Below are 16,490 nucleotides of genomic sequence, written 5' to 3' on the forward strand. Positions count from 1 at the left end.
TATTATAATATAATATAACACAAATAATAAATAGTACATACAATTAGCGCATATCTTAGGATATATGTGTACATATGGGAAAATGGAGGGAATAAAATGTCAATTAAAGTAGGAATCAATGGTTTTGGAAGAATCGGAAAGAATGTATTAAAAGCTTGGTTAGAAAGAGAAATGGATATAGAAATTGTGGCGATTAACAGTACAAGTGGACCAGAAAAGCATGCACATATTTTTAAATATGATTCTTTATATGGAATTTTACCTTATGATGTAAAAGCTACTGAAAAATCTATTATTATAGGAGAAAAAGAGATTCAATTTACAGCATACAGAGATCCAGCACAAATTCCTTGGAAGGAATTAGGAGTAGATATTGTAATTGAATCAACAGGAAAGTTTACAGCTAGAGAAGATTGTCAAAAACATATTGATGCGGGAGCAAAAAAAGTAATTATTTCTGCTCCAGGAAAAAATGAAGATAAAACTATTGTAATGGGTGTAAATCATACAGAATATGATCCAGAAAAACATCATGTTGTGTCTAATGCATCTTGTACAACAAATTGTTTAGCACCTGTTGCAAAAGTTATTAACGACGAGTTTAAAATTAAAAAAGGTCTTATGACAACTGTACATGCATATACAAATGATCAAAGAATATTAGATTTACCACATAAAGATTTAAGAAGAGCAAGAGCAGCGGCAGAATCTATTATTCCAACTACAACAGGAGCTGCAAAGGCAGTTGCATTAGTATTACCAGATTTAAAGGGAAAATTAAACGGAATGGCTATGAGAGTACCAACTCCAGTAGTTTCTGTAGTAGATTTAGTTGTTGAATTAGAAAAAAATACTACAGCTGAAGAAGTAAATCAAAAATTAAAAGAAGCTTCTGAAGGAGCTTTATCTGGAGTATTAGGATATTGTGAAGAGCCACTTGTATCTATAGATTATAAAAAAGATTATAGATCTTCTATTGTAGATGCATTATCTACTATGATGGTTGGAGAGAATATGTTAAAAGTAGTATCTTGGTATGATAATGAATGGGGATATTCTAACAGAGTGATTGATTTAGCTGAATATATGGGAAAAATGGGATGCTAAAAAATAATCCTGCTTTTAATAAGCAGGATTATTTTTTTGTCTATGTAATAACATGATATAATAAAAGAAATGATTTATAGGGGGAAGGTGTTATGAAAGATATATTGGTTGTATGGGATGTAGATGGCACTTTGATTGATGCAAAAGATTGCGGAAGAGAAGCTTTAAATAGAACATTTTATAAGATATTTGGAATTGAGAATGGATTTAGAGGGGTTTCTTTGTCAGGGAGACTAGATGCTTGTATTGTTGAAGATGCATTGAAACAAAATAATATTTCTTATGCAAACATGGATTTGTTTTTTGATACATATGTAAAAATTTTAGAAGATGTTATAAAAAATAAAAAATATATACAAATATTGCCAGGAATCAAAGAAATTCTTCAATGTGAAAATCAAGATCATATTTTTCATATTTTAGGAACTGGAAATATTGAAAGAGGAGCTAGAATTAAATTAAAAGCTCATGAAATAGATGAATATTTTCTTCTAGGAGGTTTTGGAGATGACAAAGTACAAAGATGGCAAATGGTTCAAAAGGCAATAGAAAAAGCACAAAAGTTTAAAGAAATAAATTATTTAAATGAAAATATTTATGTAATAGGAGATACTACAAAAGATATTTATTGTGCAAAAAAATTAGGAGTGCGTAGTATTGCTGTTTCTACAGGGTCTGATACAAAAGAAGAATTATTCAAAGACGAACCAGATTATTTGTTTGAAAATCTAGGAGACATCCAAAAATTTTTTGATTTATTTTTATAAGGACTCTATGGCGTAGTCATTGAAAAGATTACAATAAAATGGTATTGTAAAGATAGATTATTTTAAAACTATAAAAAACATAAAGTTTTATCATAAAAATTTTTGTGGGTATAAAGACGTAAGAGGTGAGATAGGATGAGACATTGGAAAAAAATTCTAATACCTTATCAACAAGCAGTAGAAGAATTAAAAGTAAAATTTAAAGGAATTCGTAATGAATTAAGGGAAATGAGCGAATATTCTCCCATAGAATTTGTAACAGGAAGAGTAAAAAAAGTATCTAGTATACTAGAAAAAGCGAAAAAATATGAAATTTCTGAAGATGAAATAGAAGAGAAAATGGAAGATATTGCAGGAATCCGTATCATGTGCCAATTTGTAGATGATATTTACAAAGTTGTAGAGCTTATTGAACAAAGAGATGGTAAAGATTTAGAAATTTTATATGTAAAAGATTACATAAAAGATCAAAAAGAAAGTGGATATAGAAGTTATCATATGATTATAAGATATCCTATTCAAACGGCTTTTGGACTTAAAAAAATTTTGGCTGAGATTCAAATACGTACTTTGGCTATGAATTTTTGGGCTACTATTGAGCATTCTCTAAATTATAAGTATAAAAAAGATGTTCCGAATCATATTCAAGAAAGACTCAAAAGATCTGCAGAAGCTGCATATCGGTTAGATATGGAAATGTGGGGAATTCGAGATGAAGTAATTAATGCACAAAGATTATTTGAAGCCAAATCTAGTACAGTTTCAAGTATTGTAAATAATATACAGATTTTAAAGCCCATAGGGGATGAAGAGGAAGTGAATCAATTTAGAGAAAAATTTGATGATCTTTTAGAACATGGAAATATTTTAGAGTTAAAAGATCTTGCTGAAGATATAAAATATGCAATTGAAAAATATGAATCCTTAGAATAAAGAGATGTAAAATTTTACATCTCTTTATCTTTTTCTCTTTTTTTTGGCTATAGAAAATCCAAAATGGCCGAGGGGTTTTTTTAGATTATAATATTCTCCATGACAATAGCAAATAGGTTTTGCTTTTTCAAGATGAAATTTATTCTTAGCATCCATATATTGATCATCTACATTTACAGCTAAAACTTTTGCAGTAAACATATGATGAGAACCTAGAGGAACAATATCTTCGACTCTACATTCAATATTGACAGGACTTTCTAAAATCAAGGGAGCAGATACTTTTGTAGCTTTCTGAGGTGTTAAATTTAGAGTTTGGAATTTATCTACATCCCTTCCAGATTTGACACCACAAAAATCTGTAGCATATACTAAATCTTCTGTTGTGAGATTGATGACGAATTCTTTTGTTTTTTTGATTAGATCATAAGAATATCTCTCAGGTCTTAAAGAAATATAAGTCATAGCAGGATCAGAACATATAGTACCTGTCCATGCTACTGTAATGATATTATATTTTTCTTCATCTTTACAGGATACCAAAACAGCAGGAACAGGATAGACCATAGTTCCAGGTTTCCAAGTTAATTTTGTCATACACATTTCTCCTTTTCATATGAAAAATGAAGGAGACATATTCATGTCCCCTTATAATATATTTTTATTCTATAATCGTCATTACTTCTTGAATTGGTTTTCTAGAAGGACTTTTTGGTTCTCCATCAGGAACTCCTAGTGGAGTCATAGCGGCTAGAAAATATCCTTCTTCTTTAAATCCAACAAAGTCTTCAATTTCTTTGGCAGCATAATTTTGACTTGTCATCCAACAAGTTCCATAACCAAGATGAGTAGCAGAAAGCATAATATTTTCCATTGCAGCTCCCACACTTTGAATTAAAGGACTTCGTTTTAAAAGATCATGAATTTCATCTGTAGGAGCTTTAATTTTTTTAAGTACATCAAGGCCAGTAGCTTCATAAGGACCAGCATATACTAAAATAAGTACAGGAGCTTTTGTGAAGAAGGTTGCGTATTTTACAAATTTTGTAAATTTCACTTTTTCTTCTTCATTTTCTAAATGAGTTGCAAGATCAGCATTTTTATTTTCTATAATATTTGCAATTTGTTTTATTTTTTCTTTGTTTGAAATTACTACAAAACGCCAATTTTGAATATTTTTACCTGATGGTGCAAAGGTAGCAGCTTCAATAATTTTGTGAATATCTTCTATAGGAACAGATACATCTTTAAATTTTCGTACACTGTGTCTTTTGTAAATAAAATCTAAATTTTTCAATATTCTTCCTCCTTTGTCTTGTGTATGTTATTTGCTATTATATAGCATTTTTCAACTTTCTTCAATGGGATAGAATTTTGTTAAGAAAATTATTTTGATTTAGGGTATAATATTTATGTACTTTATAAAAAGTAGGTGAACAAATGGGATTATTTGCAATAGGAGATTTACATCTGAGTTTATCTGTACATAAACCCATGGATATTTTTGGATATCAATGGGAAAATCATCATGAAAAGATTAAAGAAAATTGGTGTAACACGATTAATCAAGAAGATACTATTTTAATTCCAGGAGATATTTCCTGGGGAATGACATTAAAAGAAGCTATGGAGGATTTGCAATGGATACAGGATCTTCCGGGAAAAAAATTTCTTTTAAGAGGGAATCATGATTATTGGTGGAGCTCTGTAACGAAGCTTAATAATATGTTTGAGAATATGAAATTTTTACAAAATAATTATTTGGTCTATGAGGATTTAGCTATATGTGGAACAAGAGGATGGATTTGTCCTAATGATAAAAAATTTACCCAACATGATCAAAAAATATACGAAAGAGAAATTCATAGGTTAAAATTATCATTGGATGAAGCGACTAAAGGAGGATATAGAAATATTATTGTAATGACTCATTATCCTCCTACAAATGATAAAATAGAGCCATCGGAGTTTACAAATATTTATGAATCTTATTCAGTCAAAAAAGTAATATATGGGCATCTACATGGGAAGGAATCTTTTAAAATGGGATTACAAGGATTTTTAAATGGAGTAGAGTATCATTTAGTTTCTTGTGATTATATTGATTTTATGCCATTAAGAATATTATAATTTATAAAGCTATGATATAATAGAAAAAATGCATCTTTCATGAGAGGTGGACTATGACAAATCAAAGAAAATATACTAAAGGAATTCAGATTAGAACTTGTAAGAGATGTAAAAAGCCAATTAATGAAAATTCACTATATGATTATTGTCCAGATTGTTTTAAGAGGATTGAAGAAGTCTTTGATAAGATCGAAGATTATTTAAGTGAATATCCAGGAGCAACTGCGTTTGAAATTGAACAAGAAACAGGGGTTCCTTATTATGTGATTAATAATTTTATAAGAGATGGGAGACTTCTTGAGATTCCAAATGAATATTTAAATTTTGAATGTAAAAGGTGTGGGTGTCTTCTTTTATCTGCCCATCATAAGTATTGCCCACGTTGTAGAAAAGAGTTAGAAAAGGAAATAGAACTAGCTAAAACACAATTAAAGATGTCTATGAATGATCATGATAAAGCAAAAATGCATATTAAACATAGAAATAGAGATTAGACAAAAAATATTAAAAAACAAAGTGAATATCACTTTGTTTTTTTGTAAACTGAATAAAATATGCGATTTTATTATATCAATGATATAATAAAATAGAAAATACATTATATTAGAAATTGGGTGTGAAAAATGAATTACAAAATGAAAGAAAGTGTTTTTGATAAATTTTTTGACAATAGAGAGGCGTTGATTCGTCAGTTTAAAAAGGGTGATATCACAAAGAAAGAATTTATTGAAGAACATTATTTTTTCATAAAAGGATTAAAATTAAAACCTTTTAAAAATGGAATTAATTCTTTTGAAAAAGGAATTTATAACTATCAATATTATAATATGCTTGCCAAATATAGTTATATGAAGTCAAAGGATTCAAAACTTCAACAAAAACATCCTCAACTGATAGATCAGTTAAGAAAAGATTCTCAATATTATTATAGTCAAAAAGATAAGACTACTTTAAAATTACTAGAATATCTTGATTTTCAAAATGTAGAAGCCTATTTTGTAAAAGTAGAGTCCAAAGCATTAGAGAATAAATTATTTGAGATTGTTTTAAAGGATTATCAACATGTAATACTACATTCAATAAGTGAATGGTTGTTAGTCCGTTTAAAAGAAGAAGGAGTTTTTATATCAAAAAAAAGAAAATCTTTAATTGATCAATATATTAATGAAAGATATTAAATCTTGAAAAAATATCCTTTCTAAAAAATGATCTATATACAAATAATAAGTAGAGTCATAATAAGAAAGGATGTAAAAAATGACAACAAGACTTTTTATTATTGCTGTATCTCCTGGAATTGCTCTTGCTTTAGGAATTTATTTAACAGATCGATATGACAAAGAGCCTACTTCTCTTTTATTAAAAGCATTTATTCTAGGAGCTTTATCTGTTATTCCTACAGCTTTTGTGGAAGGAATACTTCAAAGGTTTAATATTTTTTCTGGAGTATTCGCAGCAGCTTATACAGCTTTTATTGTAGCTGGATTTACAGAAGAATTTTTTAAAAGAGCAGTAGTTTTAAAAACTGCTTATCATCATGAAGCTTTTGATGAAAAATTAGATGGTATTGTGTATGCTACTTTTGCCGCATTAGGATTTGCCACTGTAGAAAATGTTATGTATGTAGTATTTCGATTTGCAACAAATCCTTATGTAGGATTGTATAGAGGGATTTTATCTGTTCCTGCGCATATGCTCTTTGGTATTACAATGGGGTATTACTTGTCTTTATCAAAGTTTGCAATGCATGAAGGAATCAGAAAAAATTATTTAAGAAAATCCTTATTATTACCTGTCATTTTACATGGTATATTTGATTTTATTTTAATGTCAAAGATTCCAATTTTAATGATCTTTTTAGTTCCGTTTGTGATTTATCTTTGGGTCATTAATTTAAGGAGACTCAATGAATATACTCATGAATCTAGAAGTATTTACAAAAATATGAAGAATAAAAAAGAGCCTTTAGAATAAAAATGAAAGTTTTTATTAATATTATGGATAAAGTCCACTCATAAGAGTGGATTTTTTTTATAAAAAATATGTAAAATAAATTAAGCGTTAACCTTGGCATATTTTATTGTTTTCATGAGAAGGGAAGATATATTTCGATTTTTTAAATTGTTTAAAAAATATTTACAAATTTTAAATTTCAAGGTATTCTTTTTTAAAAGAGAAAAACTGAGGATAGGTACAAAGGTTTTACGAAACGATTATTCAGTGTAAGGAGGCTTAGTTTATGAAAAAAATCAGTTCAAAAATTACAATAAGTATTATAGCATGTTCTTTAATAATAGCTCTATTATTAGGAACTATAAGTTTATTCGAAAGTTCCAAATATGTTAAAAAAGAAGCCCATGATACATTGTTATTTATGGCTCAAAGTTATGCCAATGATTTTAGTAAAGACCTAAAAGAAGTTGAAGGCTGGATAACTGGTTTAAATTCAAATATATTTTCCACTTTTGATATAGAGGAATTTAAAAAAGATCCTAGTTATATTCAAAAATATCAAAAAGAAATTGATTTTATGATTCAAAGTCTTGCATTAAAAACTCATGAGGTACAGGGAATTTATTTTACTTTCAATCCAGAATTAACTGGAAAAGCGTATGAGATTTGGTATATTAATGAAGATGGAAAATTTGAAAAAGTAGATTGCGATTTAGATTCACAAAATTCATACATAAATGAGTTCTATCTAGAAAACGAAGATATGTCTTGGTATTATAATCCAATCAAGATGAAAAAGGGTGTATGGGATGACCCTTCTTTAGAAGAAGAAATCAATAAAACGGTAGCTTCTTATACAGAAGCAGTGTATAAAGATGATATTTTGATTGGAGTAGTAGGGATTGATATTGATATAGACCATATAAAAAATACAATTGATGATATGAATGTATATGATACAGGATATGCAGTTTTGTATAATAGTGAATATGACTATTTGATGCATCCTACTTTTACAATGAAAGATAACTTAAAAACGATAGAAGATGGAAAATTAGGTTTTATAGCTCAACATATGGAGAAAAAAGATTCAGGGGTAATAGAATATGAATGGACAGACCAAGAAAAAATAATAGGATATGCTCATTTATCTAATGGCTGGATACTTGAATTAGTGCCTTCTATAGAAGAAATATTTAAACCTGTAGATCAATTGAGATTCAAGATAGCTCTTTTTATACTTTTAGGAATTATATTATCTGTAATAATAGGATTATATATTGGAAGGTCTATATCTAAACCAATTGTTAAAATTACTGAATTAATCGATAGAACTGAAAAATTAGATTTGGCTTATGATAAAGCATATGAGAAATATTATGATTATAAAGATGAATCAGGCATAATGTTTAAATCTATGAACATCCTTAGAAAATCATTGAGAGAATTTGCAAATGAACTTATCGATACTTCTGAATGCATTTCGAATAATGCTTATAATGTAGAAAGATTGACAGATGCTTTAAAGGATAAAGTAAATAATAATGCTGCAATTACTCAAGAATTATCTGCAGGAATGGAGGAAACAGCTACAATTACAGAGATGGTACATGCTTCTACTGATGAAATGAATCATATTGTAAATTTGATAGTAGATCAGACAGAAAAAGGAGTAGAGGCAGCCAATGATATAAATATAAGAGCAAATCAATTAAAAAATGATGTTAGTATTTCTGTTAAAAAAAATCATGATATTTACTATCAGGCAAAGAAAGATATGGACTTGGCTATAGCTCAAGCAAGAAATGTAGAAAAAATCAATATGCTAGCAGATACTATTTTACAGATTACACGACAAACTAATTTATTAGCTTTAAATGCGTCTATAGAGGCTGCAAGAGCAGGAGAAGACGGCAGGGGATTTTCTGTTGTTGCAGATGAAATAAGAAAGCTAGCAGAGCAATCTTCTAGAGCTATTGAAGATATTCAAAATGTAGTTGGAGTAGTCAATTTTTCTGTTTCTAATTTGGTAGAAAGTTCTCAAAGAATTCTTAAATTTATAGAAAATGATATTAATGCAGACTATAAAATGATGATTCAAGTGGGAGAGCAATATAGTAAGGATGCACAAGGTTTTAACAGTTTGATGATGGATTTTAATCTTACAATAGGGGAAATAAGAAAGTCCATTCAGGAAATATATACAGCTATGCAAGAAGTGTCTATAACTGTAAATGAAGGAGCAACTGGAGTGGAAGATATGGTTATAAAAACTTCAAATATTGTTGAAGAATTAGTTCATGTGAAAGAAAGTACGGGAGAAAATTTAGAAAATTCCAATAAACTTAAAAATATTGCTTTACGCTTTAAAATGTAAAATGATAATTGTGAAGATGTTTTTAAAATTGAAATTGTTGAAAAAAATAAGAAAGCCTTTTGAAAATTTTTCAAAAGGCTTTCTTATTTTTAATTTATAGAACAAATTGTGAAAGTAGCAAAATTTGCTTTTCTGCATAAAATGGTACTGTCTAAGATTAATAAATAGGGGGAGGAAACATGAATAGAGAACAATTAGAAATGCTTTCAAAACTTCAAGAAGTAGAGTTTGCTTGTATTGATCTCAACTTATATTTAGATACTCATCCACAAGATCAAATGGCACTTATGAGATATAATACATGTGCTTATCAGCTAGATGTATTAAAAAAACAATACGAATGTATGTATGGACCTATTTTAAACTTTGGATTTTCACAGAGTCAATATCCATTTCAATGGATAGAAGGTCCATGGCCTTGGGAAATTCAATACTAGGACATAAGGGGGAAAAAATATGTGGATTTATGAGAAAAAATTAGAATATCCAGTAAGAGTATCAGGCTGTGATCCAAGAATGGCACAATATGTAATGACTCAATTAGGAGGGCCAGATGGAGAATTGTCTGCAGCTATAAGATATTTAAATCAAAGATATAAAATGCCTACAAAAAAGTCAATAGCACTTTTAACAGATATAGGAACAGAAGAAATGGCTCACGTTGAAATGATCCAAACTATGATTTATAAGCTCACGAAAGATGCAAATATAGAAGAAATTAAAGAAGATGGTATGGGACCTTATTATGCCATAAGGGATAAAGCTATTTATCCTGCTGATTCTACAGGAAATCCATGGACGGCTGCATATATTCAATCTATAGGAGATGTAAAAGCAGATTTATATGAAGATTTAGCAGCGGAGCAAAAGGCAAGAGCCGTATATGAAAATCTTTTAAAACTTACAGATGATCCATTACTTATGGATTCTTTAAAATTTTTAAGAGAGAGAGAATTGGTTCATTTTAAAAGATTTGGAGAAGCATTAAGAGATGTAGAGGAAAACTATCAATGTAAAACATATTATTAAAAATATAAAGCCATAAGCTATGATTTAGTTTGTGGCTTTATATTTTGGGTAAATGTGGGAAAACATACATAAATTTAATGTTTTTACGATATCAACTTGAATAACTTCCTTTACATATAGTATAATGGTAAAAAGATCATATGGTTTGTTAGGTGAGGCTCCTGTAAAGATATATGCTACTGCCCAGAAAAATCGAGAGATTCCAATGGGTTAACAAGAATAATCGGGAAGGTTATTTTTAATGTAGCTGACGAAATGTCAAAGCTTTCCAGTGCTAAAGCTCAACAATATAGAAATCAAATTTTTTCTCTACTGTTGGGTAGAGATTTTTTTATTGCAGAAAGGTGGTGGTGATTGTGGATTCTGGTCCGAAACATAGTTATCAAAAGAATAGAACAAAATATCACAGAAGAGCTACAATCACCTTATAAAGATAGAGGCTCTTCTAAGGAGGAGTGGCTATGATAGAAAAAATATTAAATTTATTCACTGAGAAGAGATATCAAGAGGTAAGAGAAGAAATTATAAAGCTTAATAAAGTAAATATAGCAGATTTAATGGAAGAATTAGATATAAATGATGCTATTGTATTATTTAGAATGCTTCCAAAGGATATGGCTGTAGATGTATTCTCTTATCTTTCTACAGAACAACAAAAGGAAATTATTAATTCTATTACAGAAAAAGAAGTCAAATATATTATGGAAGAATTGTTTTTTGATGATATGATAGATTTTATTGAAGAAATGCCTGCAAATATAGTAAAAAAAATTCTTAAAAATACAAAAGAAGAAGAAAGAAAATTAATTAATCAATTTTTGAATTATCCAGAAAATTCTGCTGGAAGCTTAATGACTATTGAATATGTAGATTTAAGAAAGAATATGACAGTAAAGGAAGCTCTAGATCATATTAAAGAAACAGGAATCAATAAAGAAACTATTTATACTTGTTATGTAATAGATGAAAATAGAAAGCTTGAAGGAATTTTATCCTTAAGAAAATTAGTAACAAGTTCTTATGAAAGCACAATAGAAGAAATGATGAGCACAGATGTTATTTATGCATATACCCATGACGATCAAGAAGATGTAGCAAATTTGTTTAAAAAATATGGACTCATTGCCATACCTATTTTAGATAAAGAAGAGCGTCTTACGGGAATTATAACAGTAGATGATATTGTAGAGGTTATTGAACAAGAAAATACAGAAGACTTTCAAAAAATGGCAGGAATGGAGCCATCTGAGACAGCTTATTTAGATACCCCTTTTATTTCTCTTGCAAAGCATAGAATCATTTGGCTTTTAATACTTATGATTTCTGCTACTTTTACAGGGAGAATTATACAAAAATTTGAAGCTGTGTTGCAATCCGTAGTTATTTTAGCTGCTTTTATTCCTATGCTTATGGATACAGGAGGAAATGCAGGAGCTCAATCTTCTACGTTAGTTATAAGGGGACTGGCATTAGGAGAGATTGAAACAAAAGATATTTTAAAGGTTATATGGAAAGAATTTACGGTTAGTACAGTGGTAGGAATTGTTTTAACAGGAATCAATTTTATAAGAATTTATTATATAGAAAAGGTAGATTTTTATGTGGCACTTACTGTAACAGGAACATTATTTATTACCATTGTATTAGCAAAAATTGTGGGAGGTATTTTGCCTATTGTTGCAAAAAAGATCAATGTAGATCCTGCTATTATGGCAAGTCCGCTGATTACTACTATTGTAGATGCAGTAGCTTTAGTTATTTATTTTTCATTAGCATCTTCTTTTTTAGGAATATAAGATAAATTGAAAAAAGTGGGTATGTAAAAAAGAAAGTGGATAAAAATAAAGTAAAAGCTAGAGAAAGGAAGAAATAAAATGAAAATTACAGTGATAGGATATTGGGGAGCTTATCCACAAAAAAATGAAGCAACTTCTTCTTATCTTTTACAGACAGAACAAGCAAATATATTAATAGATTGTGGATCAGGAGCTTTATCAAAATTACAAAATTATATAGCTTTAGAAAAATTAGATGCAGTAGTGCTATCTCATTATCATGCAGATCATATAGCAGATGTTTATCCACTTCAATATGGGATTCGAATTTTAACAGATTTAGGGAAAAGAAAAGATCCTCTACCTATTTATGGCCATCTAGAAGATGATAAATATTCAACCTTAACTTATGAGAAATATGTAAAAGGGTATCCTATAGGAGTAGAAATTTCTTTAAAAATAAAAGACATTACTTTTCATTTTCAAAAGAATGTTCATCCTGGAACATGTTTTTGTATAAAAATAGAAAAGGATAATAAAAAAGTTGTTTATACGGCAGATACAGGATGGTATGATGAATTGGTTTCTTTTTCTCAAGATGCAGATATGATCCTTTGTGAAGCAAGTCTTTACAATGAAAATTACGGACTCATTCCAGGGCATATGACAGCAAAAGAAGCAGGAAAACTTGGTCATATGTGTAATACAAAAAAATTGGTACTTACTCATTTGCCCCACTTTGGAAAGCATGAAAATCTTTTAAAAGAGGCAAAAGAAGAGTTTAAAGGAGAAGTAGAACTTGCAAATACAGGAAGCATATTCAATTTATATTGAACAGTTCAATAGAATATGGTAATCTAAAAAGAGTAAATTTGGATTAAAGGTTGGGATTAATTTGATGAAGGGGATAGAGGCAGTTATATTTGATCTGGATGGGACGTTAGTAGATTCTATGTGGATTTGGAAAAAAATCGATATAGATTATCTAGGGAAAAGAGGATTTAATTTACCAGATGATCTTCAAAAGACAATAGAAGGAATGAGTTTTACAGAAACGGCCAACTATTTTAAAGAAAGATTTCATTTGAAAGAATCTATTGAAGAAATAAAAGCAGAATGGATGAAAATGACAAAGGATTATTATGCAAAAAAGATTCCATTAAAAAAGGGAGTATATCCTTTATTATTGGAACTTAGGAACAATGGAATCAAAATAGGAATAGGAACCAGCAATGATAAAGAACTAGTACAGTTAGTTCTTGAAAAAAATAATATTATAGATTTTTTTCAAAGTATCCGAACAGGCTGTGAGGTACAAAAGGGAAAACCTCATCCAGACGTGTTTTTAAAAGTGGCAGATGATTTGGGAGTAGAACCTAAAAATTGCTTAGTTTTTGAAGATACTTATGCAGGAGTACTTGCTGCAAAGAGAGCCGGAATGAAGGTATTTGCCATTGCAGATGAAAGTTCTTTTGCATACAAACAAGACATTAGCAATTTGGCAGACCATTTTATAGAAGGATTTGAAGAGATTGCATAAGCCGAGTAAACCTCGGCTTTTTCTAACTATTATAAAATGATAAAAATGTAAATACTATAAGAGTAGGAGAGTGATGCGTATGCGGATGCCAATTGATTTTGAAGACAAAATGAAAAAGCTTTTAAAAGAAGAATATGAAGATTTTTTTAAAAGCTATGAAGAAAATAAAATTCAAGGATTAAGAGTCAATACTTTAAAAATAGATATAGAAGATTTCTTAAAAATTAATCCTTTTCAAATAGATAAAGTTTCATGGATAAAAGAAGGATTTTATTATGGACAAGGACAAAGACCAGGAAAACATCCTTATCATGAAGCAGGTCTTTATTATATACAAGAGCCTAGTGCTATGGCAGTAGGGAATATTTTAAATCCGCAGCCAGGGGAAAAAATTTTGGATTTATGTGCAGCGCCAGGAGGAAAATCTACTCACATTGCTGCTCGATTAAAAGGAGAGGGTTTATTGGTATCTAATGAGCTTTATCCTCAAAGAGCAAAAATATTATCTCAAAATATAGAAAGAATGGGTATAAAGAATACCATTGTGACTAATGAAAGTCCACAAAAACTATCTAAGAAATTTAGTGGATTTTTCAATAGGATTTTAGTAGATGCACCTTGTTCTGGAGAAGGTATGTTTCGAAAAGACGAAAATACCTGCAATGAGTGGAGTCTTGAAAATGTGCATATGTGTTCCAATCGTCAAATAGAAATATTAGAGGAAGCTCAAAAGATGCTTACACCTAAAGGTGTGTTACTTTATTCTACTTGTACATTTTCACCAGAAGAAAATGAAGCAGTAATTGATCAATTTTTAGAAAAACATCCAGAGTTTCATTTGATTAAAATACATAGATATGAAGGATTTGAAGAGGGAAGAGTAGACTGGATTCATTCTTCTAATGAAGAGATAAAAAATACTGTAAGATTGTGGCCTCATAAATTAAAGGGAGAAGGGCACTTTATAGCACTTTTGCAAAAGACAGATGAAGAAGAAATCCATAGAAAAGAAAAGAAAAAAGGAACTAAAAAGAAAATAGATGAAAAGCTCTTAAAAGATTACTATGATTTTGCTAATGAATATCTATTAAAGACATTAAAAGGAAATTTCATGTTATTTAAGGATCAGCTCTATCTTTTACCAGATGAATGGATTGATCTAGAAGGAATCAAAGTTTTAAGAGCAGGACTTCATTTAGGAACACTTAAAAAAAATAGATTTGAACCTTCTCATAGTTTGGCCCTATATTTAAAACCACAAGAAGTAAAGCAAAGAATAGATATGAATGACTCTCAAATTGTTGATTATTTAAAAGGAGAATCTATAAAAATAGAAGGAAAAAAAGGATGGAATCTTGCTTGTATAGATGGATATTCTATTGGATGGGGAAAAATATCAGATGGAATACTTAAAAATCATTATCCCAAAGGATTAAGATGGGTTTAGGAGGAAAACATGAAGAAAAAAGATATAATAGATATTGAGATCAAAGATTTAGAATTTCCAGCAAAAGGGATTGGATTTTATGAAGATAAAAAGGTTTATGTAAAGAATGCAGTAGTAGGACAAGTGGTACGTGTCTATATTCAAAAGGTCAGAAGGGATCATGCAGAAGGAAAACTTATGGAAGTCGTAAAGCCTTCTTTGGTAGAGACAGAATCTTTTTGTTCTCATTTTGGAAGATGTGGAGGATGTGCTCGTCAAACATTACCTTATGAAGAACAATTGAAAATAAAAGAAAATGCTGTAAAAAAATTATTAGAAGAAGCTAATATAGAAGGATATGAATTTTTAGGAATAGAGGAAAGTCCTGAAGTTTATGAATATAGAAATAAAATGGAGTATTCCTTTGGAAATGAAGAAAAAGGTGGAGAATTGAATTTAGGAATGCATAAAAAAGGAAAATTCTATGATGTAGTGACAGTAGATGAATGTAAAATTGTAGATGATGATTTTAATAAAATTTTAAAAGAGATTCTTATTTATTGTAGAGAAAAAGAAATACCACTCTATAACAATAGAAGTCATGAAGGATATCTAAGACATCTAATCATAAGAAAAGCCAAAAAAACAAGAGAGATTATTGTGAATTTGATTACAAGCACTCAAATGAGTTTAGATTTAAGAGATCTTGTAGAAAAAATAAAAAATTTAGATTTAAAAGGCCATATGGTTGGATTTTTACATACTTTAAATGACAATTTGGCAGATGCAGTAATTCCAGATGAAACAAAAGTCATTTGGGGAGAAGATTATTTTACAGAGGAATTATTAGGACTAAAATTTAAAATATCAGCTTTTTCATTTTTTCAAACTAATTCATTAGGTGCTGAAAAATTATACAGTATGGTATTAGATTTTATGGAAGATGCAAAGGATAAAATCGTATTTGACTTATATTGTGGCACAGGTACAATAGGACAAATTGTTGCACAAAAAGCAAAAAAAGTAATGGGAATAGAACTTGTAGAAGAAGCTGTAGAAGCAGCTAATGAAAATGCGAAAATGAATAATCTGAAAAATTGTAAATTTATAGCAGGTGATGTATTCAAAAAAATAGACGAGCTAAAGGTAAAGCCTGACATTATCATATTAGACCCTCCAAGAGTAGGAGTTCATCCAAAGGCATTACAAAAGATTATCAGATACAAAGCACCAGAGATTGTTTATGTATCTTGTAATCCCAAAACATTAGCTCAAAATCTTGTAGATCTTCAAGAAGCAGGTTATGAAGTGAAGAAGGTAAAATGTATGGATATGTTTCCTCACACGCCGCATTGTGAGGTTGTATGCCAGTTGCAACGGGTTGGTAAATAAAATAGCATAGAAATTAGCAAAAAGGCGTGAGTGAAAGTGATTCTCACGTCTTTTCTAATAC

Annotated in this window: 17 protein-coding genes and 1 riboswitch; of the genes, 15 read left to right on the plus strand and 2 right to left on the minus strand. The window is 29.4% G+C overall.

All coding sequences use genetic code 11. The features are described 5' to 3' along the window. Window positions 1–96 precede the first annotated feature (96 nt). The 3 genes from gap to yjbM all read left to right on the plus strand — a co-directional run bounded on the left by gap (window position 97) and on the right by yjbM (window position 2,807). Window positions 97–1,107, plus strand: a complete 1,011-nt coding sequence (gene gap, locus BN2409_RS10045; RefSeq protein WP_053956502.1) for a type I glyceraldehyde-3-phosphate dehydrogenase — start codon at window positions 97–99, stop codon at window positions 1,105–1,107. A gap of 92 nt (window positions 1,108–1,199) precedes the next feature. After that, the gene (locus tag BN2409_RS10050) at window positions 1,200–1,874 is read left to right on the plus strand and encodes an HAD family hydrolase (RefSeq protein ID WP_053956503.1); all 675 of its coding nucleotides are present in this window, start codon (window positions 1,200–1,202) and stop codon (window positions 1,872–1,874) included. Window positions 1,875–2,009: 135 nt separating this feature from the next. Beyond that, window positions 2,010–2,807, plus strand: a complete 798-nt coding sequence (gene yjbM, locus BN2409_RS10055; RefSeq protein WP_053956504.1) for a GTP diphosphokinase — start codon at window positions 2,010–2,012, stop codon at window positions 2,805–2,807. A 24-nt stretch (window positions 2,808–2,831) separates the two neighbouring features. On the opposite strand, the gene BN2409_RS10060 is transcribed toward yjbM, so the two are convergent. Beyond that, complete coding sequence (locus BN2409_RS10060) at window positions 2,832–3,404, minus strand: flavin reductase family protein (protein WP_053956505.1); 573 nt, start codon at window positions 3,402–3,404, stop codon at window positions 2,832–2,834. A gap of 64 nt (window positions 3,405–3,468) precedes the next feature. After that, window positions 3,469–4,104 (minus strand): nitroreductase family protein, encoded by a 636-nt coding sequence (locus BN2409_RS10065; RefSeq protein WP_053956506.1) that lies wholly within the window; start codon window positions 4,102–4,104, stop codon window positions 3,469–3,471. A 143-nt stretch (window positions 4,105–4,247) separates the two neighbouring features. Between BN2409_RS10065 and BN2409_RS10070 the strand changes: the two genes are divergently transcribed. The 12 genes from BN2409_RS10070 to rlmD all read left to right on the plus strand — a co-directional run bounded on the left by BN2409_RS10070 (window position 4,248) and on the right by rlmD (window position 16,429). Next, a complete protein-coding gene (locus BN2409_RS10070; protein ID WP_053956507.1) occupies window positions 4,248–4,937 on the plus strand; it encodes a metallophosphoesterase in 690 nt (229 codons plus the stop codon). A gap of 53 nt (window positions 4,938–4,990) precedes the next feature. Beyond that, window positions 4,991–5,431 carry a hypothetical protein gene (locus tag BN2409_RS10075; RefSeq protein WP_053956508.1) on the plus strand — a complete coding sequence of 147 codons (441 nt, stop codon included), beginning with the start codon at window positions 4,991–4,993 and terminating at the stop codon, window positions 5,429–5,431. 129 nt (window positions 5,432–5,560) lie between these two features. Then, the gene (locus BN2409_RS10080; RefSeq protein WP_053956509.1) at window positions 5,561–6,115 is read left to right on the plus strand and encodes a DUF6648 family protein; all 555 of its coding nucleotides are present in this window, start codon (window positions 5,561–5,563) and stop codon (window positions 6,113–6,115) included. A gap of 79 nt (window positions 6,116–6,194) precedes the next feature. Next, window positions 6,195–6,911, plus strand: coding sequence for a PrsW family intramembrane metalloprotease (locus BN2409_RS10085; protein ID WP_053956510.1), 717 nt, complete (start codon window positions 6,195–6,197; stop codon window positions 6,909–6,911). A 265-nt stretch (window positions 6,912–7,176) separates the two neighbouring features. Beyond that, a complete protein-coding gene (locus BN2409_RS10090) occupies window positions 7,177–9,267 on the plus strand; it encodes a methyl-accepting chemotaxis protein (protein ID WP_053956511.1) in 2,091 nt (696 codons plus the stop codon). 179 nt (window positions 9,268–9,446) lie between these two features. After that, on the plus strand, window positions 9,447–9,704 hold the full coding sequence (locus tag BN2409_RS10095; RefSeq protein ID WP_053956512.1) for a spore coat protein CotJB: 258 nt from the start codon (window positions 9,447–9,449) through the stop codon (window positions 9,702–9,704). Window positions 9,705–9,723: 19 nt separating this feature from the next. Further along, window positions 9,724–10,296 (plus strand): manganese catalase family protein, encoded by a 573-nt coding sequence (locus tag BN2409_RS10100; RefSeq protein WP_053956513.1) that lies wholly within the window; start codon window positions 9,724–9,726, stop codon window positions 10,294–10,296. Between the two features lie 137 nt (window positions 10,297–10,433). Further along, window positions 10,434–10,599: riboswitch (M-box (ykoK) riboswitch) on the plus strand. A 158-nt stretch (window positions 10,600–10,757) separates the two neighbouring features. Continuing rightward, on the plus strand, window positions 10,758–12,092 hold the full coding sequence (mgtE, locus tag BN2409_RS10105; protein WP_053956514.1) for a magnesium transporter: 1,335 nt from the start codon (window positions 10,758–10,760) through the stop codon (window positions 12,090–12,092). Window positions 12,093–12,170: 78 nt separating this feature from the next. After that, window positions 12,171–12,905, plus strand: coding sequence for an MBL fold metallo-hydrolase (locus BN2409_RS10110; protein ID WP_053956515.1), 735 nt, complete (start codon window positions 12,171–12,173; stop codon window positions 12,903–12,905). Between the two features lie 64 nt (window positions 12,906–12,969). Continuing rightward, entirely contained in the window at window positions 12,970–13,611 is a 642-nt protein-coding gene (locus BN2409_RS10115; RefSeq protein WP_330375434.1) for an HAD family hydrolase, read from the plus strand. A gap of 79 nt (window positions 13,612–13,690) precedes the next feature. Beyond that, window positions 13,691–15,058, plus strand: a complete 1,368-nt coding sequence (locus BN2409_RS10120) for an RsmF rRNA methyltransferase first C-terminal domain-containing protein (RefSeq protein WP_053956517.1) — start codon at window positions 13,691–13,693, stop codon at window positions 15,056–15,058. A 9-nt stretch (window positions 15,059–15,067) separates the two neighbouring features. After that, on the plus strand, window positions 15,068–16,429 hold the full coding sequence (rlmD, locus tag BN2409_RS10125) for a 23S rRNA (uracil(1939)-C(5))-methyltransferase RlmD (RefSeq protein WP_053956518.1): 1,362 nt from the start codon (window positions 15,068–15,070) through the stop codon (window positions 16,427–16,429). Window positions 16,430–16,490 lie beyond the last annotated feature (61 nt).

This window comes from Inediibacterium massiliense (assembly GCF_001282725.1).
Lineage (GTDB): Bacteria > Bacillota > Clostridia > Peptostreptococcales > Thermotaleaceae > Anaerophilus > Anaerophilus massiliensis.

What these genes read in the sequence shown, in the direction of transcription:
- BN2409_RS10090 (WP_053956511.1), top strand. Translation starts at nt 7,177, where the DNA reads ATGAAAAAAATCAGTTCAAAAATTACAATAAGTATTATAGCATGTTCT.
- yjbM (WP_053956504.1), top strand. Translation starts at nt 2,010, where the DNA reads ATGAGACATTGGAAAAAAATTCTAATACCTTATCAACAAGCAGTAGAA.
- BN2409_RS10085 (WP_053956510.1), top strand. Translation starts at nt 6,195, where the DNA reads ATGACAACAAGACTTTTTATTATTGCTGTATCTCCTGGAATTGCTCTT.
- rlmD (WP_053956518.1), top strand. Translation starts at nt 15,068, where the DNA reads ATGAAGAAAAAAGATATAATAGATATTGAGATCAAAGATTTAGAATTT.
- BN2409_RS10110 (WP_053956515.1), top strand. Translation starts at nt 12,171, where the DNA reads ATGAAAATTACAGTGATAGGATATTGGGGAGCTTATCCACAAAAAAAT.
- gap (WP_053956502.1), top strand. Translation starts at nt 97, where the DNA reads ATGTCAATTAAAGTAGGAATCAATGGTTTTGGAAGAATCGGAAAGAAT.
- mgtE (WP_053956514.1), top strand. Translation starts at nt 10,758, where the DNA reads ATGATAGAAAAAATATTAAATTTATTCACTGAGAAGAGATATCAAGAG.
- BN2409_RS10070 (WP_053956507.1), top strand. Translation starts at nt 4,248, where the DNA reads ATGGGATTATTTGCAATAGGAGATTTACATCTGAGTTTATCTGTACAT.
- BN2409_RS10100 (WP_053956513.1), top strand. Translation starts at nt 9,724, where the DNA reads ATGTGGATTTATGAGAAAAAATTAGAATATCCAGTAAGAGTATCAGGC.
- BN2409_RS10095 (WP_053956512.1), top strand. Translation starts at nt 9,447, where the DNA reads ATGAATAGAGAACAATTAGAAATGCTTTCAAAACTTCAAGAAGTAGAG.
- BN2409_RS10115 (WP_330375434.1), top strand. Translation starts at nt 12,970, where the DNA reads ATGAAGGGGATAGAGGCAGTTATATTTGATCTGGATGGGACGTTAGTA.
- BN2409_RS10060 (WP_053956505.1), bottom strand. Translation starts at nt 3,404, where the DNA reads ATGACAAAATTAACTTGGAAACCTGGAACTATGGTCTATCCTGTTCCT.
- BN2409_RS10075 (WP_053956508.1), top strand. Translation starts at nt 4,991, where the DNA reads ATGACAAATCAAAGAAAATATACTAAAGGAATTCAGATTAGAACTTGT.
- BN2409_RS10080 (WP_053956509.1), top strand. Translation starts at nt 5,561, where the DNA reads ATGAATTACAAAATGAAAGAAAGTGTTTTTGATAAATTTTTTGACAAT.
- BN2409_RS10120 (WP_053956517.1), top strand. Translation starts at nt 13,691, where the DNA reads ATGCGGATGCCAATTGATTTTGAAGACAAAATGAAAAAGCTTTTAAAA.
- BN2409_RS10050 (WP_053956503.1), top strand. Translation starts at nt 1,200, where the DNA reads ATGAAAGATATATTGGTTGTATGGGATGTAGATGGCACTTTGATTGAT.